Raw genomic sequence first — 24,524 nt, 5'->3', positions numbered from 1 at the left:
GATTACTCCTGTTCAGGATTTCGCAAATAGTATCCAACCCCTCTTCTTGTCACAATCCATGTAGGGTGACTTGGGTTATCTTCAATTTTTTCACGTAGTCTTCTAACTGTTACATCGACTGTACGAACATCGCCAAAGTAATCATAGCCCCAAACGGTTTGCAGTAAATGTTCTCTCGTCATCACTTGTCCGATATGCTGAGCTAAGTAGTGAAGTAGTTCAAACTCTCTATGAGTAAGCTCGATCATCTCCCCCCGCTTCGATACAATATAAGCATCTGGATGAATCGTCAATGAGCCTAGTTCAATCTCATTTGTCTCATCTTGTTCTTGCTGACTTATATTCGTTTGATGTCTTCTTAAATTTGCTTTCACACGAGCAATTAATTCTCTTGTACTAAATGGCTTTGTTACATAGTCATCTGCGCCAAGCTCAAGACCAAGTACCTTATCAATTTCAGAATCCTTAGCCGTTAGCATAATAATAGGCATTTCATATTTTTTACGTACTTCACGACATACTTCCATGCCATCTCGTTGAGGAAGCATGATATCTAGTAAGATTAAGTCTGGCATAATTTCTTCTACCATCTTTAATGCCTCGTTACCATCATAGGCACAATATACATCATACCCTTCCTTTTTTAAGTTAAATTGAAGGATATCAGCAATCGGTTTTTCATCGTCGACAACAAGTATACGTTTTTCCATTTCATAGCTCCTTTTTTTGGCTGTCTATTTATTTTATCTTCCGCTATTTTTACTGTTCATAGTCCTTACTTTATCATGATATGCCTATGAATTCACGTTTTTAGAAGGCAAATCACTTCATTAAGAAATAGAAAACCTCTAGTTTTCACTAGAGGTATTAATATATTATCTATTTACATAATTTAGTGGGTTTACTAAACTACCATTCTTATAAACTTCAAAGTGAAGATGAACACCTGTTGAATCTCCAGTTGAACCCATAACACCGATAGCTGAGCCCTTAACAACCGTTTGACCAACACTTACACTGATAGAAGCTAAATGTGCATAAACGGTACGCATCCCGTTATTATGATCAATGACAATTTTATTTCCATACCCGCCATCATACCCAGCAGATACGATTGTTCCATTGTCAGCAGCTTTAATAGTTCCACTACTAGGACGTGCAATATCTATACCTTTATGTTGTTTGCCCCATCTAAAGCCCATTTGGCTGGAAACATAACCGCCATTTGCCGGCCACGCAAGGGATCCATCTCCACGAGATGGAACAACTTTTGTCCCTTTTCTAACAATATAATTAACAGGTTCTTGAAGGATCTTTTCGCTCGTAACCTCTTGAGCTACACGTATTCCATTTTGCTCGGAGACTTTATATGTTACCTCGCGAGCTCCTTCTTTCCCCTCTTGCTCTACTTTTGTATCGCCTTTATACATAGCTCCATCTTCTATTACTTCATTAGCAAATGCGATGGTTTCCTTTTTTGCCTCTTCTTTTACAACTACTACTTGTAGAAGGGGTTGGAGGAAGGTTACATTTAATTCTTGCCCAATCTTTATTACACTATCTTCTGTCATACCAGGGTTAATGGATAATAACTGTGCCATGTCCATTCCATGTGCTGAGGCAATTCCACCTAACACATCTCCCTCTTTCACAGAGTATTTCTTTTCTTCTAAAGTACCCTTAGATAAAAAGGTAACTGCTTCCTCAACAGTTAATATTTTATCTGGTGTAACTTTCTCTACATTTTGTGAAACTTCTTTTGTGAATGAAACGTCTAATAGACGAACTTCATTTTCCTTTAGCGTAGGTAATACCACTTCAGGAGTTGCCTTACGAGTTTCCAACTCTGTTAGTTGCTCCTGTGTAACATACTTTAGCTTTAAAGCATTTAACACCTGGTCCGCCTCAGCTTCACTTTTTAAGTAAGCTACTGCTTTTCCATCAATAACTAAGGCTGAAGCATTAGCTTGAACGGCCAGTTTACTTTGAATGATTTCTGCAACTTCTTCGTCACTTGTTTTAGCAGTAGAACCAAACACTTGCTCTGAAACATATGTAAGTTGTGAATCAACGGCTAAATCTAAATTTGTATACGATTGCTTAAACTCTTCTACTTTTTCATCTAGAATCTCTTGAACCACTTCTTTGTCAGAAACAGTACCAACGTATTCTTTATTCATATATACATAGTATACCGTGCTTAATTTTGAGCCATTAGCAGATGCAGAACCTACACCAAATGTAAGTGCTCCTAATGCCATTGCTGATATAGCTACCTTTTTTATTGTAGGTTTTAGACTATTAGATGTATTGATCGTTAGTTCGGAAAGTCTCTTATTGAAAAAAACCATTCTCTAATCCTCCTAGACTAGCGCAACAAAACACTTTTAGTGCTTTTAACTCTTTTTATTTTTACTTAGTTGCATAATAAGCCTTCTTTACTTTACCATAAATAAGCCATCAAGAGTTTACTAGCACTTGATATGTAACATAATTGTATAATTAATGACATTATATTACAAAGGCTCGTCGAATGAATAGATTGGTAATTTCTGAAGAATTCCTAGCAAAACATTGATATAACAGCGTTTATTAATAGAAACGCTTTCATTTTACTATAAATCACCGAAATTTAATTCGACAAATTTCTTGGAAGAATTTTACTTGAATATTACATCTCTGTAACAAAAAAGAGGAATTTGTCATAGGACAAACTCCTCTTTCATAGATGGCTCAGGACGGAATCGAACCGCCGACACAAGGATTTTCAGTCCTTTGCTCTACCGACTGAGCTACTGAGCCATATATATAATAATATTCCCTAGATAAGTACTGCTTCGTCCTTCGTCCTGATTCTTCAAATGACTGAGCTACTGAGCCGTATTTATGTATTTATAAAAATTCCAACCTCTTGCCTTTGAAGAGATTGGAATAGTGTGATGACCCCTACGGGATTCGAACCCGTGTTACCGCCGTGAAAGGGCGGTGTCTTAACCGCTTGACCAAGGGGCCATGTGTTAATTCGACATATTATGACGACGTTTTTTATATTAGCATAATAGCTTTATAGATTGCAATATGTATTTTATAAAAAATTTATTTTTTCCTAAATAAAATATTCGCCACTACTTTTAGTGGCGAATATTGAAATGAAATGGATTAGCTTTGTCTCCATGGATTTAACACAACATTTGTTTGTGTACGATCTGGACCTACAGAGAAAATAGACAATGGAATACCTGTTAACTGTGCAATTCTCTCTAGGTAGTGACGAGCATTTGCTGGTAGCTCAGCAAGTGATTTGCAGCCTGTGATGTCTTCCGTCCAACCTGGCAGCTCTTCAAAGACTGGCTCACAGTCAGCTAATGTTTTTAAGCTTGCTGGGAATTCCTCAATTACTTCCCCTTTGTATCGATATGCCACACAGATCTTTAACGTTTCAATCCCTGTTAACACGTCGATAGAATTTAAAGAAAGATCTGTAATTCCACTGACTCTTCTAGCATGTCTAACGACTACGCTGTCAAACCAACCGACACGACGCGGACGTCCTGTTGTTGTACCGTACTCACGGCCAACCTCACGGATTTGGTGACCAATTTCGTTATCTAACTCCGTTGGGAAAGGACCGTCCCCTACACGAGTCGTATAAGCCTTAGATACCCCAACTACATGCTTAATTTTCGTAGGACCTACACCCGATCCGATTGTTACTCCACCTGCAACAGGATTGGAAGATGTAACAAATGGGTATGTACCTTGGTCAATATCTAGCATAACTCCTTGAGCACCTTCAAAAAGAACACGACGTCCTTCATCAAGTGCATCGTTTAACACAACTGAAGTGTCACACACATATTGCTTAATTTGTTGACCATACTCGTAATACTCATCAAGAATATCTTCAATCTTAAAGCCTTCAGTCTCATATATACGCTCAAGCAAGCGATTTTTCTCTTCTAAGTTACGTGCTAGCTTTTCCTCGAACACTTCACGGTCAAGTAGGTCAGCAATACGAATTCCGATACGCGCTGCCTTGTCCATATAAGCTGGGCCAATTCCCTTTTTCGTCGTACCAATCTTATTGGCTCCCTTGCTTTCTTCCTCTACTTCATCAAGGCGCAAATGGTAAGGCAAAATAACATGTGCACGGTTGCTCACGCGAAGATTATCTGTTGTAACATTCTTGTCATGTAAATAAGCAAGCTCTTTTACTAAAGCTTTTGGATCTACTACCATCCCATTTCCAATCACACAAGCCTTATCGCTATAGAAGATTCCAGATGGAATTAAATGAAGCTTATACGTTTCTCCACCAAACTTAATCGTATGACCGGCATTATTTCCTCCTTGGTAACGAGCGATCACTTCTGCATTTTCTGATAAAAAGTCTGTGATCTTACCTTTTCCCTCGTCTCCCCACTGTGTTCCAACTACAACTACTGATGACATATAACAGCACCTCCAAAGGTAACTAACTTTTTTTCGTGCAAATCAAACAAGATTAGTTTACCAATTTGAACAGCTAAAAGTCAATAAAACCCGAACGATTTTTGTAAGATTAATATTTTTTGTTCGTAATTGATTCTTTTTCATAGAAAAAAGACTAGCCAGTTCAGCTAGTCTGTTATTATTCTAATCTATTAAGCTCCAGGTGGAACTCCATTATCATCAAAACGCCGCTCCAAGTTAACAAACTTATTATATTCTTTCACAAAAGCTAATGATACAGTTCCAGTCGGACCATTACGTTGCTTCGCAATAATGATTTCGATAATGTTCTTACTTTCCGATTCACGATCATAATAATCATCACGATATAAAAAGGCAATTACGTCGGCATCCTGCTCAATACTTCCTGATTCACGGATATCTGACATCATTGGACGCTTATCTTGACGCTGTTCTACTCCACGGGAAAGCTGTGATAAGGCAATCACAGGTACTTTTAACTCACGAGCAAGAGCCTTTAAGGAACGGGAAATTTCTGATACCTCTTGTTGACGGTTCTCGCCGGATCGCCCACTTCCTAGGATTAGCTGCAAGTAATCAATCAAAATCATACCTAGACCGTGTTCCTGCTTTAAACGGCGACATTTTGAACGAATATCTGTAATTCTTACCCCTGGGGTGTCATCAATAAAGATACCAGCATTCGATAAGCTTCCCATAGCCATCGTTAGCTTACCCCAGTCCTCATCTGTTAATGAACCCGTTCTAAGCCTTTGTGCATCAATATTTCCTTCTGCACAAAGCAAACGCATAACAAGCTGTTCAGCGCCCATCTCGAGACTAAAAATAGCAATATTCTCACCGGTTTTCGATGCAACGTTTTGCGCAATATTTAAGGCAAAGGCTGTTTTACCAACGGATGGACGTGCTCCTACAATGATTAAATCATTCCGTTGAAACCCTGCTGTCATACGGTCGAGCTCTGAGAACCCTGTTGCTAAACCCGTTACTTCACCCACGCGGTTATTCATGACTTCAATATTGTCATATGTTCGGACAAGAACGTCCTTTATATTATGAAAAGCACCAGCATTTTTTCGACCGGATACTTCTAAAATACTTTTCTCTGCTTCCCCTAATAACACTTCAACTTCGTCTTCTCGTGTGTATCCATCCGTTGCAATCGTTGTTGCAGTACGGATCAATCGTCGAAGCAAAGATTTTTCTTCAACGATCTTAGCATAGTACTCTATATTGGCAGCTGTCGGGACCGAACCAGCTAATTCACTTAAATAACTAACTCCACCAGTATCTTCAAGAAGCTTTGCAGCTGAAAGCTCTTCTGTCACAGTTATTAGATCGACGGCTTTTCCTTTGTCGCTCAGCTGTAACATCATTTGAAAAATTTTCTGATGTGCCGCTCGGTAAAAATCATCAGGTATTAATATTTCTGATGCCATTGTAAGAGAAGATGGTTCCAAAAATATCGCACCTAAAACCGCCTGCTCAGCCTCTATATTTTGAGGAGGGAGACGGTCAGCATATAAATCATTCATTTATAGTAACCTCCCTTTGCTTTCTTAGAGGAAATGATGAAAACTAGAAAAAATGTGACCAGTAAAACGGGTCACATTTTGTTAGCTACTCTATTTTATCATGAATATACCGAAATGGAACTTCCAAATTTAGTTTACTTCTTTTACGTGTACGTTTAAAGTAGCTTGAACTTCGGTGTGAAGCTTTACTGGTACCTTTGTATAGCCTAAAGCACGGATCGCATCTTCTAGTTCAATTTTACGTTTGTCAATTTTAATATTATGCTTTTTCTGCAACTCTTCTGCGATTTGCTTACTAGTAATTGAACCAAAAAGTCGTCCACCTTCACCAGCTTTTGCACTTAATTCGACTGTGATTTTTTCAATCGTTTCTTTTAGTTTTTTTGCTTCAGCAAGCTCTTCAGCAGCTACCTTTTCTTGCTTCTTTTTCTGTCCCTCAAGGGTGCTAACATTTGTTGAATTTGCTTCTACTGCAAGTCCCTGTTTAATCAAGAAATTTTGTGCATACCCATCGGCAACATTTTTCACTTCACCTTTTTTTCCTTTTCCTTTTACGTCCTTCAAAAAGATTACTTTCATTCTTTCTTTCTCCCTTCCGTATACTCGTGAATGGCCGTTTGCAGTCTTTCTTCTGCTTCCTCAATCGTTACATCAGTCAGCTGTGTTGCTGCATTTGTTAAATGGCCTCCACCGCCTAGATTCTCCATAATAATTTGGACGTTTACGTCACCTAACGACCTGGCACTAATTCCAACCGTTTGATCTGATCGCTTCGAAATAACAAATGACGCTTGAATTCCGTCCATTGTCAGCAGGGTATCTGCCGTTTGTGCAATTAATATTTGGTCGATCATCTGCGTGTTACTTCCCTTTGCAATGGCGACCCCTTTTTTATAAAAATAAACCGTTTCAATCAATTTAGCACGTTTCAAATAAGAATCCACATCTTCTTTTAAAAACTTTTGTACAAGAACCGTATCGGCCCCTTGTCCTCTTAAATAAGACGCTGCATCAAAGGTTCTAGCTCCCGTTCGAAGAGTAAAGCTTTTGGTATCAACGATAATACCAGCTAAAAGAGCTGTTGCTTCCAGCATATCAATCTTTCCCCGTTTTGGCTGATATTCTAATAACTCGGTAACGAGCTCTGCTGTAGAGGACGCATATGGCTCCATATAAACAAGAAGCGGACTTTGGATGAAATCTTCTCCTCTTCTATGATGATCAATTACCACAACATGATCAATTTTTGATAATAAACGCTCTTCAATAACTAATGATGGTTTATGTGTATCAACGACCACTAAAAGCGTATCCTCCGTGGCAAGCTCTAGAGCCTGTTCTGGTGTCACAAAACGTTCAAACAATGATTCATGCTTTTTGATTTCCTCTAACAATCTTTGAACACCGGTATCAATATCGTTTGGATTTAGGACGATATAAGCATCACGCTCATTCATTTGGGCAACCTTTTGTATACCTATTGAAGCTCCAATAGCGTCCATATCCGGACTTTTATGCCCCATAATGATGACCTTGTCGCTTTCTGTAACAAGCTCCTTAAGAGCATGCGAAATGACCCTAGCACGTACTCTTGTCCGTTTTTCAACAGGATTCGTTTTTCCACCATAAAACTTTACCTTACCATTGGTTAACTTAATCGCCACCTGGTCGCCACCACGACCTAGCGCTAAATCAAGACTTGATTGTGCTAACGAGCCTAACTCTGGCAGGGAGGAGACACCAGAACCTACTCCTATACTCAAGGTTAATGGAACATTTTGCTTTGAAGTCGTTTCTCTCACATCATCAAGGACAGAAAACTTTCCTTTCTCGAGCAATTGCATGATATTTTCATTGAATACAGCAATAAAGCGTTCAGATGTTATTCTTTTAAGGAACACTCCATTTTCCTGTGCCCACTTATTTAAAATAGATGTAACAAGGCTATTCAAACTACTTCTTGTCTGATCTTCCATCCCTTGCGTTAATTCATCATAATTATCTAAGAAAATAATTGCAATGACGGTTCGTTCATCTTCATATAACTTTTCAATTTCTGTTTGTTCCGTTACATCAAAGAAGTACAACAGTCTTTCCTCAGGACGGTGAATGACTCTAAATTTACGCTCATGAATCGTGATGATTTCGGTTTCAACATCTTGCTTGATTAAAGGAATAAGTGATTCACCCACATCATAGAGCGACCTACCAACCAGTGTATCCTCTTCAAAGCATGAAGCTAAGAACGGGTTCGTCCACTCGATATAGTAGTCATCATTAATTAACATAATACCGATTGGCATTTCCATGAGCGCTTCCTCGCCCACTTTTTTTACTCGATAGGACAATGTAGTTATGTATTCTTCCATTTCTTTTCTTTGTTTTCTTTCAAGCTGAAAGATATAGAAAAAGGGAAGAAATGCTACTATTAATCCGATTAAGCCTAGTAACCAATTGTACATAGCAATTAATCCGAGAAGCACCACTGTTATGGCAATTAATGCGTAGATGGGGTAGCGAATCGATCGCTTTTCTAGATAAGAAGGCATAATTTCAGCTCCCACACAGTAGTGTATTTTATTGATTTTTGATCCTTTTTCTTAAATCAAAGCCTAAATCAATTATACCTAATATCCGGACAATATAAAGTAATTGTGGAAATAACAAGACTCCAATTGTGAACATTATCGGTACTGCCCTAGGAAACTTCTTTGCATGACTAAAGTAATAAATAAAGGCCAAACCTTGTAAAACCATTAACCATTGAAGCAAAAAGGCGATATTTACAATGGCCATAAAAGCAAAACTTCCCTCTTCAGGGTTAAAAATCATTGAAGCAATGATGGAAAATAAGTAGATCCATAAAATACTTTTTGGCAACTGAAGATAGCGAAATGGTTTCCAGTTAGAAATTTCAACTTGAAAACGTTTTGCTATAGGAAAACAAACTAATTGAATAAAGAACACAGCAAGAAAGGCAGCCATCACAAACAAAGTTGGCTTCAAATACCTTCCCGCCTCTATTCCAGCAAGTAATTCTTCCATCTCCTTCTCATTTGGAGTTTGTCCTAATGATTCCATGATTGATAGGGAAGATTCTATGGAAGCTTTGGTTGCAGCTATCGTTTCATCAATAAAGTCGATTTGAAAAAAAGCGACTGAAATAGCATAAGTCAACACGACGGTGAATAGAAACGCTATAGAACCACCAAAATAAATCGCTTCCCTGCTTTTCTTCTCTCTAATAAAGTCTCCCATCACTAAGCCTGTTAGACCAAAGGTAATGGCTAATGGGATGGCAAATATTGTTCCCACTATTAGTGATAATAAAATAGAGGCTACAAAAAACACTAGCATACTTTTGCGGTCATTTTTATACGCAAAAAGAATAAAAGGTAATACCAAGAACAAATTGGTAACCATCCCTAATATGGGCATATATGTTGTTAACAAGAGAAGAGCTGCATAAATAGCTAGTAATAAAGCTCCTGTTGTTAACTGTCGAACATTTTTCAATCCCTCACCTCATTTAATTGCATCACTTCTATTTTATCTAGTTCTGGAGATGGATTCAACTCATACAGATTCGTCGTTATAGCTAAATATAAAAAAAGACACCACTAAGGGTGTCTTTCTCCGCTCATTATTCACCAGTAACGTATGGTAGTAATGCCATAGTACGTGAACGCTTGATAGCAACTGTTAATTTACGTTGGTATTTAGCGTTTGTACCTGTTACACGACGAGGTAAAATTTTACCACGCTCAGAGATGAATTTCTTAAGAAGATCTACATCTTTGTAATCGATATGAGTGATTCCGTTTGCTGTGAAGAAGCAAACTTTACGACGCTTAGCGCGTCCACCTCTACGTCCTCCGCCCATTGCCATGAGTATTTCCCTCCTTTTTATAATAAAAATCGTATTTTCAAGGATTTTTTAGAATGGTAAATCATCATCGGAAATATCGATTTGACCACCGTCATTTGCGAATGGGTCTTCATCCATTCTAGTATAACCTTGGTTATTATTGTTGTTGTTTCTATATGGTTGATTCTGATTGTTATTCCCGTATGGTGAAGCTTCTCTTTGACCACCGAAGCCTCCTGCGTTCCCGCCAGGAGCAGAACCACCAGAAGCACCTCTTGGCTCCAAGAATTGGACACTTTCAGCTAATACTTCAGTGACATATACTCGCTTACCATCTTGTCCATCATAGCTGCGTGTTTGAACACGACCGTCTACACCAGCAAGACTTCCCTTTTTCAAGAAGTTTGCTACGTTTTCTGCAGGTTTACGCCAAATCACACAGTTGATGAAATCCGCTTCTCTTTCTCCTTGCTGATTCGTAAACGTACGATTGACAGCAAGCGTAAAAGTAGCAACAGGAACACCATTTGGTGTATAGCGTAATTCAGGATCTTTTGTTAATCGACCGACTAGAACAACACGATTCATCATCAGAATCAACCCCCTTTCTTCTACGTCTAATGTTTCATGTGAAACATCACATTTAGAAGTAATTATCTATTCTTATTTCTCGTCTTTAGTAACCATGTGGCGGATAATATCTTCGCTAATTTTTGCTAAGCGAGAGAATTCTTCCACTGCAGCTGCATTAGAATTAACTTTAAGAAGTTGGTAGTAGCCATCACGGAAATCATTGATTTCGTATGCAAGACGACGCTTTCCCCACTCTTTTGATTCAGTAAGTTCCGCACCATTATCAGTTAAGATTGTGTTAAAACGCTCAACTAAGGCTTTTTTAGCCTCATCTTCAATGTTTGGGCGGATGATGTACATAATTTCGTACGCTCTCATCACGTTCACCTCCTTTTGGTCTAAACGGCCCAATTGGGCAAGGAGCAATATTCATTACTCACAAGAAGAAATTATACCACAGCAAGAAACGAAACACAAGGTTTGATTAAAGGCACTCTTGGTTTACAGTTAAGCATTCTTTTTTAAAGTGACTATTTTCTGCTTAATCGTTCGTTTACACTCACTGATTAATTCGTCGAAGATGCCTTCCCATGTTTGCTTTAGTGCATATTCTCTTGCATTTTTCCCCATAATGAGCCTGCTTACTTTATGATTGATTAATTGTTCCGTTTCCTTAATAAAATCCTGGTAAACTCCAGCCTCACATATCTTTCCTGTTTTGTTATGCTCTACAATTCCACTTACTCCTCCACGATTAGAAACAATGGCAGGAGTTCCGCTTGCCAGCGCCTCTAATACTACGTTCCCAAATGTTTCTGTTTGTGATGGAAAAACGAATAAATCACTGGCTGCATAACAAGAAGCTAGCTCATTTCCACTTAAGTATCCCGTCATTGTTATATTTTTGTTCTCATTTGATAGACTAGATATCTCCCCAAAACTAGGACCATCCCCTACAATTAACCAATGGACGCTTTCTTTCCACTTTTCCGAGAAATGTTCAATCATTTTTTGTAATGTAAATAGGTCTTTTTCTGGTGCAAGTCTCCCTACGTAAAGGAGAATTATGGGGGATTTTATATTATATTTCTCTCGAATGTTGACCGTTTGGTTAGAAGGTTGAAAAAGAGAGCAGTCGACCCCTCTCGTCCATATAGATAGGTTCGTGAAGCCTTTTGTTTGGAGATGCGCTAATGTCTCCTGGGAGGGAACAAAAATTCGTTCTGAGGAAGAATAAAACCATTTTAAATATCTCCACAGAATCGGAGATATCCAACTGAGCTTGTAATAATCCAGGTACTGGTCAAAGTGTGTGTGATAAGAAGAAATGATTGGAATATGTAACTTTTTAGCTGCATGGGAGCCTAGTACTCCCATCGTTAATGGCGTAGCCACGTGGATAAAATCTGGAGAAAAAGCTTGTACTCGTTCAAGGATGGTATTCGGCAGAGCCAATGCTGTTCGACATTCTGGGTAGATAAAAAAAGGAATGCTCATAAATTGGTGAACATAGGGATAAGGATTACTTCCCTCGAGTTCAGGTGCGAATACTTCTACGTCATGCCCTTTTTGTAGTAGGTAATCAGAGTATCTTTTCAATGATTTAGCTACACCGTTTACTTGCGGAAAAAATGTGTCAGTAAAAATAGCTATTCTCAAACTGATCCCCTCCTAAAAATATAAATGAGAAAATCCCAATGCGGTAAGTGTACCTAGTAACGAACCTGCTAGCACATCAGTTGGATAGTGGACGCCAAGTATAACACGAGAAAGTGCGACCATAATTGCAAGAGGAAACAAAAAAGGAGCTAAAAATGGATCAAATAAGATAAAAGGTGTAACAACTGAGAATATGGCTGTAGAATGGCCAGATGGAAAGGAAGGATCCTTTAGTTCCGGACCATGTATGGTCGCTTGCATTGTAGATAAATGGGGCCTAAGTCGTCGGAATTGTCTCTTTGCTAAAAAGACAAACAAATGGCTTAAGGTCAAAGAAAAGTAAACAACGATAACTACCTCTCTAAGCTCTAACGGACCAAACAACCAAACGAATAAAGGTATTCCAATAGAGCAAAGAGCCCCTCCTAAATGAGTAACCCATCTAAAGATTTGAATAAGGAATAACGGTTGCTTGTTTAATAAGTAGAATATGATTTCATCTGATTTCACAATCCAATCCATTGTTCGCTTCACTTATACCCCCTCCTTTCTAATGCTTTCAGTTTAAGTGGTAAACATTGAAACCAGATTGATTTACTGTTAAGAAAACGTAAAAAACCACCTTGATTTCTCAAGGTGGTTCTCATTTTGTCCAGCTCCAGCGCCCTAGCGCCTAGTGTCCTTCGCTCTCCGCCCTACGATAAGTCAATCACGAATGCGCCTCTCGCTCTTCGTGTTTCCTTTATCTCAGTTGGAGCGCTCCAGGCCTGTCGTGCGCTGAACAGGGCGCTTGCGCTTTTCTTATACATTAAAACGGAAATGAATGATGTCTCCGTCTTTTACTTCGTATTCTTTTCCTTCTAATCGAACTTTACCAGCTTCTTTAGCAGCAGCCATGGTACCGCCAGCTAGTAAATCTTCATAAGCAACGGTTTCTGCACGAATGAACCCACGCTCAAAGTCAGAGTGGATAACTCCTGCACATTGAGGGGCCTTCATCCCTTTACGGAATGTCCATGCACGAACTTCCTGTACTCCAGCCGTAAAGTACGTTGCTAATCCTAGTAAATGATAAGCCGCACGAATTAGCTGATCAAGACCCGATTCCTCGATACCCAGCTCAGAAAGGAACATTTCCTTTTCTTCCCCTTCAAGCTCAGCAATTTCTTCTTCAATCTTTGCACAAACGACAATGACTTGTGCATTGTCCTTTTCAGCAAACTCTCTCACTTTTTGTACGTATTCATTTGAAGACGGGTCCGCAACATCTTCTTCCCCTACATTAGCCACATAAAGAACCGGTTTAATCGTTAACAAATGAAGTTGTTTTACTACCTTCATTTGTTCTTCAGTAAACTCGACTGTACGAGCAGGCTTGTCCGCTTCAAACGCTTCCTTCAACTTTTCAAGGATTTCTGCTTCAAAAACAGCATCCTTATCTTTTTGTTTCGCCATTTTCCCAACACGCGCAAGTCTTTTTTCTACTGATTCAAGATCAGCTAAAATTAACTCAAGATTAATTGTTTCAATATCGTCAATTGGATCTACCTTACCAGAAACGTGAGTAATATTATCATCAGCAAAGCAGCGTACAACCTGACAAATGGCGTCCACTTCACGGATATGGGAAAGAAACTTGTTTCCTAAACCTTCCCCTTTACTCGCACCCTTTACAATCCCAGCAATATCAGTAAACTCAAACGTTGTAGGTACCGTTTTTTTCGGTTGAACAAGCTCTGTTAATTTTTGTAGTCTTTCATCTGGAACTTCTACAATTCCTACGTTCGGATCGATTGTACAGAAAGGATAGTTCGCTGATTCAGCTCCTGCTTGGGTAATCGCATTAAATAATGTAGATTTCCCTACGTTCGGCAAACCTACAATTCCTGCTGTTAGTGCCATCAAAGTCACTCCTCATTTATATATTCGCACCAAAATTCGTCGATACAACTATATCTATTTATTTCAATTTTTTCTAGTTTATAAAAGCCTTTAGCCTTAAACAATTATAGAGATATGATAGCAAAAAAACAAGAACAAGAAGAATCCGCCTAAACGGCAGTTTCATCTTGTTCTACTTTTCTAATATTTACTAAGCAATCATACAAAGTACTTCCCAGTCCGTTATCCGATTCCTCACTTGGGGTAAGAAGGTTGACCGATCCTCCATACTTCTTCCAAATGCCCTCATCTATGTTAATGGTATTTGGATGTGCATTAGTAAGGATTTGAACATAGCCTTTTACCGCTCCACGCTCATTCCATACTTCTACAAAATCATTTTCTGCTAAATGAAGATCCTCTGCAATATTTGCTGCTAATTCAACTCGAAGCTTTGGTTGTTGAGCAAATAAATGATAGTGCTGAGAATGGTTTGAACGCATGGGATGAATAGTTAAGAGCTGATAAGGATATTTCTGAGCTAACTCAGGGCTAGTAATGATCGATTCATTAGGTAGGGACAAAGATAAACGTCCATCCTCCCCCTGTTGGATCGCTCGATTAGAGACAAACTCATATTTGCCGCTTGGGGTTTTAAAATGAAAATCATTCCATGGAACTTCATCTACTGGAAGTTCTACATGATAATTTTCTTTAAATGTTTGGAGCGTAATTCCTTTACCCTCTAAATGGTGAATGGCCATTGTCATCCATTCATCTCTAGAGTAGTTAAAATCCTCCCCAAAACCAAGTCGGTTAGCTAATTCTGTCCATATCCACAAATCTGATTTTGCTTCCCCAGGTGATTCCACAAGCTTTGGACCATAGTTAGCATAATGATGATACATGGAAGAATAATAGATGTCTTCCTCTTCAAATGCCGTTGTCGTCGGAAGAATATAATCAGCCATTTCTGCTGTATCTGTCATGAACGAATCAATTACAACCACCGTATCAACAGAGGAAAATGCCTTTATCAACTCATTTGTATTAGGAACTTGTGCAATCGGATTTCCGCAAGTAACAATAATCATTTCAATTGTTGGGTTCACTGCTTCTAAAATCCCTTTTGCCTGCTTCATCATAGTAAAGTGGCGGGCTTCTTTCCGTCGCTCCGGTAATGTTAATTCCCCAAACTGAAAGCTCTGTCCTACCTGCTTATTCGCATAATTTGCTCCACCACCGCGAATCCCAATGTTTCCACTTATAGCAACCAATGCATCAATGAGACGAATGGTATTTCCCCCATTCCCGTAACGTTGCATTCCTAGGCCAAAATAAGTGGATGTGGGTCTATCACCGTATAAATGAGCAAGCTCTGTCATAACATCTATCGATACTTCCGTTATTCTACTAATCTCTTCAAGAGAAACGGTTTGAATTAATTCCTTCACATGAGTAAATCCAACCGTATATTTTTCAATAAAATCTATGTCAGCCCGTTCTAAACGTAGGAGCTCTTTCATGATACCTACTGCTAGAATTCCATCTGTGCCTGGCTTAACCGTAATATGTTTATGGGCTAGTTTCGCAGTTGCATTGTATAACGGGTCAATTACATAAAGTTTGGTTCCGTTACGTTTTGCTTCTTGTAGAGCAGAATAAAAATGCATATTCGTTCTAGCTACATTTCTACCCCATATCACGATATTTTTACTATTCAGTACATCTCCTGGGGCATGACTGTATGCATCACCAAAATCCCGGTTTTGTGCTTCAATTCCAGCCCCCCAGCATAGTGAGCCCGTTAACTCTGTTACACCACCATAACCATTAAAAAACCGTTGATCGAGATTTTTCAACAAACCTCCATTGGCATAATCATGGCTATGCAAAATAGAAGTGGTCCCCTTATTTTTCTTTAGCCAAGACATCTTTTCAGCCAATTCATCTAGTGCTTGGGCCCATGGTATTCTATGAAACTCACCATTTATCTTTTTTAAAGGGTAAAGAATTCGTTCAGCAGAATTGGTTCGTGCTTCAAGCATTCGACCCCTTCCACAGATTTTCCCTTTTGTAATCGGGTGGGTTTCATCGCCTTCCACCCGAGTTACCCTTCCATCCTCGACTGTTACTTTAAATCCACAGCTGTCCCAGCAATTTAACGGGCATGCAGAAGTATACGTGTTCGCCATACTCATCCCCCTACTTCTCTAGCTCTCCGCTCTTTCTAACACTTTTTTCATCTTCCGTGAAAATTCCTTTCGAGGAATTAACACACTATGGTCACAGCCGATACATTTGATACGGATATCCATGCCTAAACGAATGATTTTCCAACGATTGGCTCCACATGGGTGTGGCTTTTTCATTTCAACCACGTCATTCAAGTTAAATTCCTTTTGCTCCAATGCTCTCACTCCAATTCATTTCCCCATGCCTTCTTAGAAGTAACCTCATCTTGACGTGAGTACATAACCATACGAGGATAAGGGATTTCTATTCCATTTTGATCCAACCATTCTTTTAGTTCTTTGCGTAACAAGCGTGCTACAACAAAGTGTTTCATCGGTAATGTTTCTGCAGCTATACGCAAGACAACATCGGAGGCAGCTAAATTTTGCACTCCTAAAATCTCAGGTGTTTTAATGATATCCTCATATTTAGCAGGCATTTCTTGTAAGAGTTCAGAAATCACGGTTTCTGCCTTTTTAATATCACTCTCATACGAAATGCTTAAATCAACAACTGCCATACTATTATACAGAGAGAAGTTTGTTACTTCCGTAATATTACCATTTGGTAAAATATGAAGTTCCCCTGTCCATGTCTTAATTTTTGTTGTTCGTAATCCAATCTCTTCAACTGTTCCCTCAAACTGTCCAATTCGAACAAAGTCACCAACTGAAAATTGATCTTCGAAAATAATAAAGAATCCTGTAATAATATCACGAACAAGGTTTTGTGCTCCAAAACCAACGGCAAGTCCAACGATCCCTGCCCCTGCAAGCATCGCACTTACATCTATGGTTAATGTTGATAATATCATCATAAAGGCAATAAAGTACACTACATACGTTAGGATATTTTGTAGCAACTTTAAAAGAGTTGCCTCTCTTCGCTCCGATACACGTAATGGAGAACGAGTTCTGACTTTAAAGACATTTTCAATCATCACTTTTCCAACTTTTATGAAAATGCCTGAAAGGATAAAAATCGCAATAATCTTCAGTGCTCCTTCTCCTAAAGAAAGCCATAAATCTTCGTTCATTGCTTTTTCTTTTATATCATTTAATATTTTCTCCCAGTATTTCATTAAACCACCTCATCATATATTGTTGGAGATTTTACTTATTTTATCAATTTCCATACTCCCTTTGTAGTATAAAGGGTTTCCTCCTTCAAATTACCTATACCCCTTCTACCAAAGAGTTCCCAAGACCTGCTTAGTAAAATGGAATTCCTCCTTCCAACTACCCTTTTTCCAAATTACATAAACAGTACGTATACAATTCGTTTTTCTTCCGTATACTGTTACTACAATTTACGAAGGAGTGGACCCAGTGAACTTGAAATCTAGCTTTTTTGATAAGAAAGAAGACAATGGTGCAAGGATTTCCTATGACGATCAACGTGCTTCTCACAAACTAGCAATTGAACTAGTTTCTATTCTACCAGTTGCTACCATTGAACGTCCGATTGTATTTGTTTGTATAGGAACTGACCGTTCAACAGGTGATTCATTGGGACCACTCGTCGGCACACTTCTTGAAGAGAAAAGACTGAACTCCTTTTACGTTTATGGAACCCTCGAGGACCCTATTCATGCGGTGAACTTAGCTGAAAAGCTTGAGGACATCAAAGCGAAACATTTTAATCCTATTATCATTGCGATTGATGCTTGCTTAGGTCGTCTCAAAAGTGTTGGTTTCATACAACTGGCAGATGGCCCTGTTAAACCAGGAGCTGGTGTAAATAAAGAACTTCCATCTGTAGGTGATTACCATATCACTGGAATTGTTAATGTGAGTGGATTTATGGAATACTTCGTCCTACAAAACACTAGATTGAACTTAGTTTTAAAAATGGCTAAAGTCATAGCGAATGGAATTTATCAAGCAAGTGTTACTTATCCACCTGTTAATAGGTGGAAAAATATTGGAAACCACATAACGAAAGACGCAATTAGTGGAAGAGAATAACAAAAAGAGGCCTTTAATTAGAAGGCCTCTTTTTGTTATCTTAGTATAGTTTCAACAAGTGACATGATGGTCACAATTAAAGCAACTACTAAAATACCTGGAAGCATATTGGCCACTCGTATTTTCGTAATTCCTGTAATATTTAATCCAATAGCAAGAATCATAATTCCGCCTGTAGCAGTCATTTCTGCGATAAAGCTAGTCATAAGTGCATCTGATACCAAACGATCAATCTGGGTAGCAAAAGCGGCTATAGCTCCTTGATAGAGCATGACCGGAATAGCAGAAAAAATAACACCGATTCCAAGAGTGGTTGTTAAAAATAGTGCAGTAAATCCATCAATAATGGATTTTGTATATAACACATCATGATCACCCCTAATGCCGCTATCAAGTGCACCAATAATAGCCATCGCACCTATTACAAAGATAAGCGTTGCCGTTACAAACCCTTCTGCAATACTTCCTTGCTGGGAGCTCCCTACCTTCCTCTCCAACCATGTACCTAGAGCATTCAACTTCCCATCTAAATCTAGCCATTCGCCAAGCACAGAGCCAATTACAAGACTAATGATGACAATGAGAAAATTTTCACTTTTGAAACCCATTTGAAGTCCTAGCACAACCACTGCAAGACCAATACTAAACATAACTGTTGTTTTCATTGATTCTGGAATTCTATGAAGAAGCTTCCCCAACAATGCCCCTACCACTATCAATAATCCATTTACAAGAGTACCTAATAAAAACATACCATCCACCTATTATAATTATTTCGTTTCTCGAAAAAGCATGCTAACAATTTAGCATGAAATTCACAAAAAAAACCATCCCATTTGATGGTTTTTAAAATATCTATTTTAATTAGGATTCTTGATTATTATTTAATAATTCGAGAATTCTTTCTAAATCATCTTTTGAGAAAAACTCTATTTCAATTTTCCCTTTATTTTTAGACTCTTTAATATTGACAGTTGTGCCAAATCTCTCACGCAAAAAGCCTTCACGTTCTTTAATAAAAACATTTTTCTCTGGCCTTGGCTTCTTTGTTTCACGTGGAACATTATCATTCAACTGTTGAATAAGTTGTTCTAACTGGCGAACATTTAAGCCTTCTTTCATTACTTTCTCAGCAATTAGAGGTAACTTTTCCTTCTTTCTAAGGCCAAGTAAGGCACGACCATGCCCCATTGAAATCTTTCCATCTGAAATCAGCTGTTGGATTTTGGTTGGCAGTGTTAACAAACGGACGAAATTTGCAATATGTGGTCGACTCTTCCCTAGTCTTTTAGCCAACTGCTCCTGTGTTAAAGAGAGCTTTTCCATTAGTAACTGATAGGCTGCCGCTTCTTCTATCGGGGTCAAATCTTCTCTTTGTAAGTTCTCTAGTACAGCAAGTTCCATCATTTGTTGTTCAGTTAATTCTCGAATGACAACAGGAACTTTTTCAAGCCCCGCTTCTCTTGCTGCTCGAAAGCGTCTTTCACCAACAACAATATCATAGCCCTTTATACTTTTTCTAACGATTATAGGCTGTAAAATACCATGCTCAATAATTGACTGCTTTAGCTCTTCAATTGCCTCTTGGGTAAAGATCTTTCTCGGCTGATAAGGATTAGGACGTATTTCTTTCAAACTAACATCCGTAATCGATTCCTGTTTGTTTGGCTCCTCGATGTTTGCAAAGAACGCATTTAACCCTTTTCCGAGTCCTTTAGCCATGCGAAACCACTTCCTTTGCCAAATCTAAATAGACTTCTGCACCTCTAGATTTTGGATCGTAAATGATAATCGGCTCCCCATGACTCGGTGCTTCACTTAAGCGGATATTTCGGGGAATAATGGTTTTGTATACTTTATCTTGAAAATACTTCTTTACTTCTTCAATTACCTGTAGTCCAAGATTTGTTCTGGCATCTAGCATCGTAAGAAGGACACCTTCGATTTTTAAATCTTGGTTTAAATGCTTCTGGACGAGTCGAACGGTATTTAGAAGTTGACTTAACCCTTCAAGTGCGTAAAATTCACATTGAACAGGGATAATAACAGCATCTGAGGCAGTTAACGCATTTAAGGTCAATAAACCTAATGATGGTGGACAGTCGATAATAACATAATCGTAAGATCCTTTTACTTCCTCAAGTGCCCTTTTTAATCTCACTTCTCTTGATATGGTTGGAACAAGTTCAATTTCTGCACCTGCTAACTGAATCGTAGCGGGGATAGCATATAGGTTTTCAACGGATGTAGGCATGATGACTTCCTTTGCCTCCACGTCATCCACTAATACATCATATATACATTGCTCCACGTCAGCTTTTTCAATACCAACACCACTTGTGGCATTTCCTTGTGGATCAACATCAACTAGCAATACTTTTTTCCCTATATATGCTAAGCAGGCACCTAGGTTTACAGAAGTTGTTGTTTTACCAACTCCTCCTTTTTGATTCGCAATGGCAATAACTTTCCCCAATGGTGTCACCTACCTTTATCTTCAATAATAACATTTACATTTGAAAACTTTTAAAAAGACAATCACGTATTCTATTCTATCATGAAAAAGATAGGAGAATCATATTTTTTATTTCCCAAGGGCGTTAATTGAAAAAAATAACAAAAAATAGAGAAGCTCAACAAAGCTTCTCTTAATCTATTATTTCTTTTTAGGAATTTTGATTGTTATTTGGTAGAAATCATCAAACTCTTCCTCTTCTGAGTTTAAGTTGATGCCACTATCAGAAACCATGGACAGAGATTGACGAATGGTATTAACGGCAATTCTAACATCTTTGCTAAAAGCCTTTCGCTTCGGTTTTGGCTTTTCTGACGTTTCAGCTAGAAGTTTCGCCACTCGATCTTCTGTTTGTTTTACATTTAAGTTTTTCTCAATAATTTCTTCTAGTAATTTTATTTGCTTCTCTGCATCTTTCAAAGGAATGAGAGATCGCGCATGTCTTTCGGTAATTAATTTATTTAGTAGTGCTTCTTGTACCTCTTGCGGCAGCTTTAATAGGCGAAGCTTATTGGCTACAGTGGATTGTCCCTTCCCTAGCCTTTGCGCAAGAGCTTCTTGAGTTAAATTGTGTAATTCCAATAGCTTCCCATAGGCAATTGCCTCTTCAATTGGTGACAGTTCTTCTCTTTGAAGGTTTTCTATTAATGCGACAGAAGCCGTTTCTGTATCATTCATATTTTTCACAATGGCAGGGGCTTCATCCCAACCAAGCTTTTTCATCGCTCTCCATCTTCGCTCACCGGCAATGATTTCAAACGTACCTTCTTCAAATTCTCTTACAACAATTGGCTGGATGATCCCATGTATGTGAATCGTCCGTGAGAGTTCTTCAATTTTGTCCTCATCAAATACCGTCCTTGGCTGGAAGCGATTTGGAACAATTGAATCAATTGGTATTTTTTTTATCTCTTCATGATCTGCTTCGGTTAATACTTCAACCTGTTCTTCCGTCCCAGCTTGTCCCTCTTTTTCGCCTAGGCCAAAAAAGCGTGTGAAAGTCTGCTTCATCACCCTGCACCACCTTTACGAAACTCCCTAATAATGTATTCTATAAAAAAAATCAAGTTCCTGCCCAAACATGCAATGATTGATTATTTTATCCTACATACTTATTAAAAGTATGCCATAAAATGAGCTAAAATGTAACTCTATTCAATTGGTGTTTTATTCGGGGTCCCAGGTTTTCTAGGATATTTTTTTGGTGTCGCCTTTACCTTTTCTACAATAATAATATTTCTTTCACTTTCCTCGATAGGAAGTAAGAATGAATATGTTTCTTTCAAGGATCCTCCGAGTGTGGCAATTGCTTTTTTTCCAACTTCCAACTCATCTTTTGCATGAGCCGCCTTCATAGCTACAAAGGTTCCCCCTACCCTGACAAGCGGCAAGCAAAGCTCACTTAATACAGATAATCGTGCTACCGCTCGAGCTGTAACTAGATCGTATTGTTCTCTGTACTCCTTGTTTTGACCAAATGTCTCTGCTCGGTCATGAATAAAGGTTACTCCATCAAGTTGTAGTTCCTTTGCAAGATTCTCCAAAAAGGTAATTCGTTTGTTTAAAGAATCAACAATGGTTACCTGTAGATGAGGAAATGCAATTTTAATTGGGATGCTAGGGAATCCTGCTCCCGCTCCCACATCACAAAGACTTAACGGTTTTGAAAAGTCATAATAAAACGCGGCAGATACACTATCATAAAAATGTTTTAAATAGACGTCCTCTTTCTCTGTAATAGCCGTCAAATTCATCTTTTCATTCCACTCCACTAATAAGTGGAAATATTGTTCATATTGGTTAATCTGTTGAGGAGAAAGTTCAATCCCCTTCTCCTCTAACATTTTAATAAATAACTCTGTATTCATGCGGTACCTTCTTCCTCACAGCGGAAAAATTTTACTTTATACATCATTTGAAACACGTGCTATTTTTCCCTGTTCCAAATAAACAAGTAAGATGGAGATATCTGCAGGGTTTACTCCTGAAATTCTTGATGCTTGAGCGATGGATAATGGGCGCACCTGCTTCATTTTTTGTTTTGCTTCTGTCGCAATTCCAGAAATGGCATCATAGTCGATATTATCAGGAATCTTTTTATTCTCCATTTTCTTCAGACGATCCACTTGTTGTAAAGATTTTTCAATATACCCTTCGTATTTCACTTGGATTTCTACTTGTTCTTTAATATCAAAATCTAAGTCAATCTCAGATGGGACAATGGCTTCAATATGCCGATACGTCATCTCTGGTCGTTTTAGTAGGTCCGAAGCCCGGATACCATCCTTTAACTCACTTCCACCCTGAGCTTTAATGAGTTCTTGAACTTCTGGCTTAGGTTTAATGATAATACCTTCTAGTCGTTCCTTCTCCGCTTCAATCGCTGCTTTTTTTGTTAAAAAACGTTCATAGCGCTTTTCAGAAATAAGTCCCACTTTACGACCAATTTCGGTTAAACGTAAATCAGCATTATCGTGACGTAACAACAATCGATATTCCGCCCGAGAGGTAAGCAATCGGTAAGGCTCATTCGTTCCTTTAGTCACAAGGTCATCAATCAATACCCCTATATAAGCTTCCGAACGGCTAAGAATGACTTCTTCTTCACCTAATGCTTTTCGACCCGCGTTCATACCAGCCATTAACCCTTGGCCTGCGGCTTCCTCATAACCTGAAGTCCCATTAATTTGGCCTGCTGTGTAAAGGTTTTGAATGACTTTCGTTTCAAGCGTTGGCCATAGCTGTGTCGGAACGATAGCATCATACTCGATGGCATATCCTGGTCTCATCATTTGAACATTTTCAAGACCCGGAATGGTCTTTAAAATTTGATGTTGAACTTCCTCTGGCAAGCTTGTTGATAATCCTTGAACGTATACCTCTTGTGTGTTTCGTCCCTCTGGCTCTAAGAAGATTTGGTGTCGTGGCTTATCATTGAAACGAACAACCTTATCCTCTATGGAAGGACAATATCTTGGACCAGTTCCTTTAATCATGCCTGAATACATAGGAGAACGGTGCAAATTATTATCAATTAATTGATGAGTCTGTTCGCTCGTGTAGGTTAACCAACACGGCAGTTGGTCCGTAATAAATTTGGTTGTTTCATACGAAAATGCTCTTGGCTCATCATCACCAGGTTGAATCTCCGTTTTGCTGTAATCAATGGTATGACTGTTCACACGTGGAGGAGTTCCCGTTTTAAACCGAACAAGATCAAAACCTAGCTCTTCGAGGTGTTCGGAAAGCTTAATAGATGGCTGCTGATTATTAGGTCCACTTGAGTACTTTAGTTCACCAAGGATGATTTCACCACGAAGGAAGGTACCAGTAGTAATAACAACCGTTTTTGCTTCATAAGTTGCGCCGGTCTTTGTAATTACTCCTTTACATATTCCATCCTCAACAATAAGACGCTCTACCATGCCTTGAACTAAGGTTAGATTTTTTTCATCTTCTAATGTTTTCTTCATTTCATGCTGATAACTAAATTTATCCGCTTGCGCACGTAATGCACGTACGGCTGGGCCCTTACCTGTATTCAGCATTCTCATTTGGATGTGCGTTTTGTCGATGTTTTTCCCCATTTCTCCACCGAGAGCATCTATTTCACGCACAACAATTCCTTTTGCTGGTCCACCAACAGAAGGATTACATGGCATAAAAGCCACCATATCTAAATTAATGGTAATCATTAATGTTTTTGCACCTTGACGCGCAGCAGCCAAACCCGCTTCACAGCCGGCATGTCCCGCTCCAATGACGATCACGTCATAATTTCCAGCACTATATTGCATCATGCTGCCTCCTTGTATCTA

23 protein-coding genes and 2 tRNA genes are annotated in these 24,524 nt (G+C 38.7%); 1 reads left to right on the top strand and 24 read right to left on the bottom strand.

Annotation, left to right across the window (positions count from 1 at the left end; translation table 11 throughout):
- Positions 1 to 2 precede the first annotated feature (2 nt).
- The 18 genes from yycF to ACFFHF_RS15635 all read right to left on the bottom strand — a co-directional run bounded on the left by yycF (position 3) and on the right by ACFFHF_RS15635 (position 17,305).
- Positions 3 to 710, bottom strand: coding sequence for a response regulator YycF (gene yycF / locus ACFFHF_RS15720; RefSeq protein ID WP_160547714.1), 708 nt, complete (start codon positions 708 to 710; stop codon positions 3 to 5).
- 165 nt (positions 711 to 875) lie between these two features.
- Entirely contained in the window at positions 876 to 2,351 is a 1,476-nt protein-coding gene (locus ACFFHF_RS15715; RefSeq protein WP_160547713.1) for a peptidoglycan DD-metalloendopeptidase family protein, read from the bottom strand.
- 378 nt (positions 2,352 to 2,729) lie between these two features.
- Positions 2,730 to 2,802, bottom strand: a tRNA-Phe gene (locus tag ACFFHF_RS15710).
- A gap of 138 nt (positions 2,803 to 2,940) precedes the next feature.
- A tRNA-Glu gene (locus ACFFHF_RS15705) sits at positions 2,941 to 3,012 on the bottom strand.
- A 147-nt stretch (positions 3,013 to 3,159) separates the two neighbouring features.
- Entirely contained in the window at positions 3,160 to 4,452 is a 1,293-nt protein-coding gene (locus ACFFHF_RS15700) for an adenylosuccinate synthase (protein ID WP_160547712.1), read from the bottom strand.
- 191 nt (positions 4,453 to 4,643) lie between these two features.
- Positions 4,644 to 6,008 carry a replicative DNA helicase gene (gene dnaB / locus ACFFHF_RS15695; protein ID WP_066059761.1) on the bottom strand — a complete coding sequence of 455 codons (1,365 nt, stop codon included), beginning with the start codon at positions 6,006 to 6,008 and terminating at the stop codon, positions 4,644 to 4,646.
- 129 nt (positions 6,009 to 6,137) lie between these two features.
- Positions 6,138 to 6,587 carry a 50S ribosomal protein L9 gene (gene rplI / locus ACFFHF_RS15690; protein WP_160547710.1) on the bottom strand — a complete coding sequence of 150 codons (450 nt, stop codon included), beginning with the start codon at positions 6,585 to 6,587 and terminating at the stop codon, positions 6,138 to 6,140.
- Positions 6,584 to 8,557: a DHH family phosphoesterase gene (locus tag ACFFHF_RS15685; protein WP_377058559.1), complete on the bottom strand. Its 1,974-nt coding sequence runs from the start codon at positions 8,555 to 8,557 to the stop codon at positions 6,584 to 6,586. The genes rplI and ACFFHF_RS15685 overlap by 4 nt, the downstream gene beginning before the upstream one ends.
- Before the next feature lie 28 nt (positions 8,558 to 8,585).
- Entirely contained in the window at positions 8,586 to 9,524 is a 939-nt protein-coding gene (locus ACFFHF_RS15680; protein WP_377058558.1) for a YybS family protein, read from the bottom strand.
- 127 nt (positions 9,525 to 9,651) lie between these two features.
- Positions 9,652 to 9,891, bottom strand: a complete 240-nt coding sequence (gene rpsR / locus ACFFHF_RS15675; RefSeq protein WP_066059822.1) for a 30S ribosomal protein S18 — start codon at positions 9,889 to 9,891, stop codon at positions 9,652 to 9,654.
- A gap of 54 nt (positions 9,892 to 9,945) precedes the next feature.
- Positions 9,946 to 10,467, bottom strand: a complete 522-nt coding sequence (gene ssb / locus ACFFHF_RS15670; RefSeq protein WP_066059769.1) for a single-stranded DNA-binding protein — start codon at positions 10,465 to 10,467, stop codon at positions 9,946 to 9,948.
- Positions 10,468 to 10,539: 72 nt separating this feature from the next.
- A complete protein-coding gene (gene rpsF, locus ACFFHF_RS15665) occupies positions 10,540 to 10,827 on the bottom strand; it encodes a 30S ribosomal protein S6 (protein ID WP_377058561.1) in 288 nt (95 codons plus the stop codon).
- Between the two features lie 129 nt (positions 10,828 to 10,956).
- Complete coding sequence (locus ACFFHF_RS15660; RefSeq protein WP_160547706.1) at positions 10,957 to 12,108, bottom strand: glycosyltransferase family 4 protein; 1,152 nt, start codon at positions 12,106 to 12,108, stop codon at positions 10,957 to 10,959.
- A 12-nt stretch (positions 12,109 to 12,120) separates the two neighbouring features.
- Entirely contained in the window at positions 12,121 to 12,642 is a 522-nt protein-coding gene (locus ACFFHF_RS15655) for a phosphatase PAP2 family protein (protein ID WP_377058557.1), read from the bottom strand.
- A 267-nt stretch (positions 12,643 to 12,909) separates the two neighbouring features.
- Positions 12,910 to 14,010 (bottom strand): redox-regulated ATPase YchF, encoded by a 1,101-nt coding sequence (gene ychF, locus ACFFHF_RS15650; protein WP_160547705.1) that lies wholly within the window; start codon positions 14,008 to 14,010, stop codon positions 12,910 to 12,912.
- 149 nt (positions 14,011 to 14,159) lie between these two features.
- A complete protein-coding gene (locus tag ACFFHF_RS15645; RefSeq protein ID WP_377058556.1) occupies positions 14,160 to 16,184 on the bottom strand; it encodes a molybdopterin-dependent oxidoreductase in 2,025 nt (674 codons plus the stop codon).
- A gap of 18 nt (positions 16,185 to 16,202) precedes the next feature.
- Positions 16,203 to 16,400 carry a DUF951 domain-containing protein gene (locus ACFFHF_RS15640; RefSeq protein ID WP_160547703.1) on the bottom strand — a complete coding sequence of 66 codons (198 nt, stop codon included), beginning with the start codon at positions 16,398 to 16,400 and terminating at the stop codon, positions 16,203 to 16,205.
- Between the two features lie 5 nt (positions 16,401 to 16,405).
- Positions 16,406 to 17,305 carry a mechanosensitive ion channel family protein gene (locus ACFFHF_RS15635; RefSeq protein ID WP_160547702.1) on the bottom strand — a complete coding sequence of 300 codons (900 nt, stop codon included), beginning with the start codon at positions 17,303 to 17,305 and terminating at the stop codon, positions 16,406 to 16,408.
- A gap of 247 nt (positions 17,306 to 17,552) precedes the next feature.
- Between ACFFHF_RS15635 and yyaC the strand changes: the two genes are divergently transcribed.
- Positions 17,553 to 18,191 carry a spore protease YyaC gene (gene yyaC / locus ACFFHF_RS15630; RefSeq protein ID WP_377058555.1) on the top strand — a complete coding sequence of 213 codons (639 nt, stop codon included), beginning with the start codon at positions 17,553 to 17,555 and terminating at the stop codon, positions 18,189 to 18,191.
- A gap of 35 nt (positions 18,192 to 18,226) precedes the next feature.
- Here the strand turns inward: yyaC and ACFFHF_RS15625 are convergent, their stop codons facing one another.
- The 6 genes from ACFFHF_RS15625 to mnmG form a co-directional block, all read right to left on the bottom strand.
- A complete protein-coding gene (locus ACFFHF_RS15625; RefSeq protein WP_160547701.1) occupies positions 18,227 to 18,943 on the bottom strand; it encodes a DUF554 family protein in 717 nt (238 codons plus the stop codon).
- 112 nt (positions 18,944 to 19,055) lie between these two features.
- Entirely contained in the window at positions 19,056 to 19,913 is an 858-nt protein-coding gene (locus tag ACFFHF_RS15620) for a ParB/RepB/Spo0J family partition protein (RefSeq protein WP_160547700.1), read from the bottom strand.
- Complete coding sequence (locus tag ACFFHF_RS15615; protein ID WP_066059793.1) at positions 19,906 to 20,667, bottom strand: ParA family protein; 762 nt, start codon at positions 20,665 to 20,667, stop codon at positions 19,906 to 19,908. Before ACFFHF_RS15615 ends, ACFFHF_RS15620 begins: the two co-directional genes overlap by 8 nt.
- A gap of 180 nt (positions 20,668 to 20,847) precedes the next feature.
- Positions 20,848 to 21,717: a nucleoid occlusion protein gene (gene noc, locus ACFFHF_RS15610; RefSeq protein ID WP_160547699.1), complete on the bottom strand. Its 870-nt coding sequence runs from the start codon at positions 21,715 to 21,717 to the stop codon at positions 20,848 to 20,850.
- A 140-nt stretch (positions 21,718 to 21,857) separates the two neighbouring features.
- The gene (gene rsmG, locus ACFFHF_RS15605; RefSeq protein WP_340906107.1) at positions 21,858 to 22,574 is read right to left on the bottom strand and encodes a 16S rRNA (guanine(527)-N(7))-methyltransferase RsmG; all 717 of its coding nucleotides are present in this window, start codon (positions 22,572 to 22,574) and stop codon (positions 21,858 to 21,860) included.
- Positions 22,575 to 22,610: 36 nt separating this feature from the next.
- On the bottom strand, positions 22,611 to 24,503 hold the full coding sequence (mnmG, locus tag ACFFHF_RS15600; RefSeq protein ID WP_340906108.1) for a tRNA uridine-5-carboxymethylaminomethyl(34) synthesis enzyme MnmG: 1,893 nt from the start codon (positions 24,501 to 24,503) through the stop codon (positions 22,611 to 22,613).
- Positions 24,504 to 24,524: the final 21 nt, after the last annotated feature.

The organism is Robertmurraya beringensis (genome assembly GCF_042433785.1).
GTDB classification, from domain to species: Bacteria; Bacillota; Bacilli; order Bacillales; family Cytobacillaceae; genus Robertmurraya_A; species Robertmurraya_A beringensis.
Note: the sequence above shows the minus strand (reverse complement) of the source record. Positions and strands in the feature narration are given on the sequence as shown.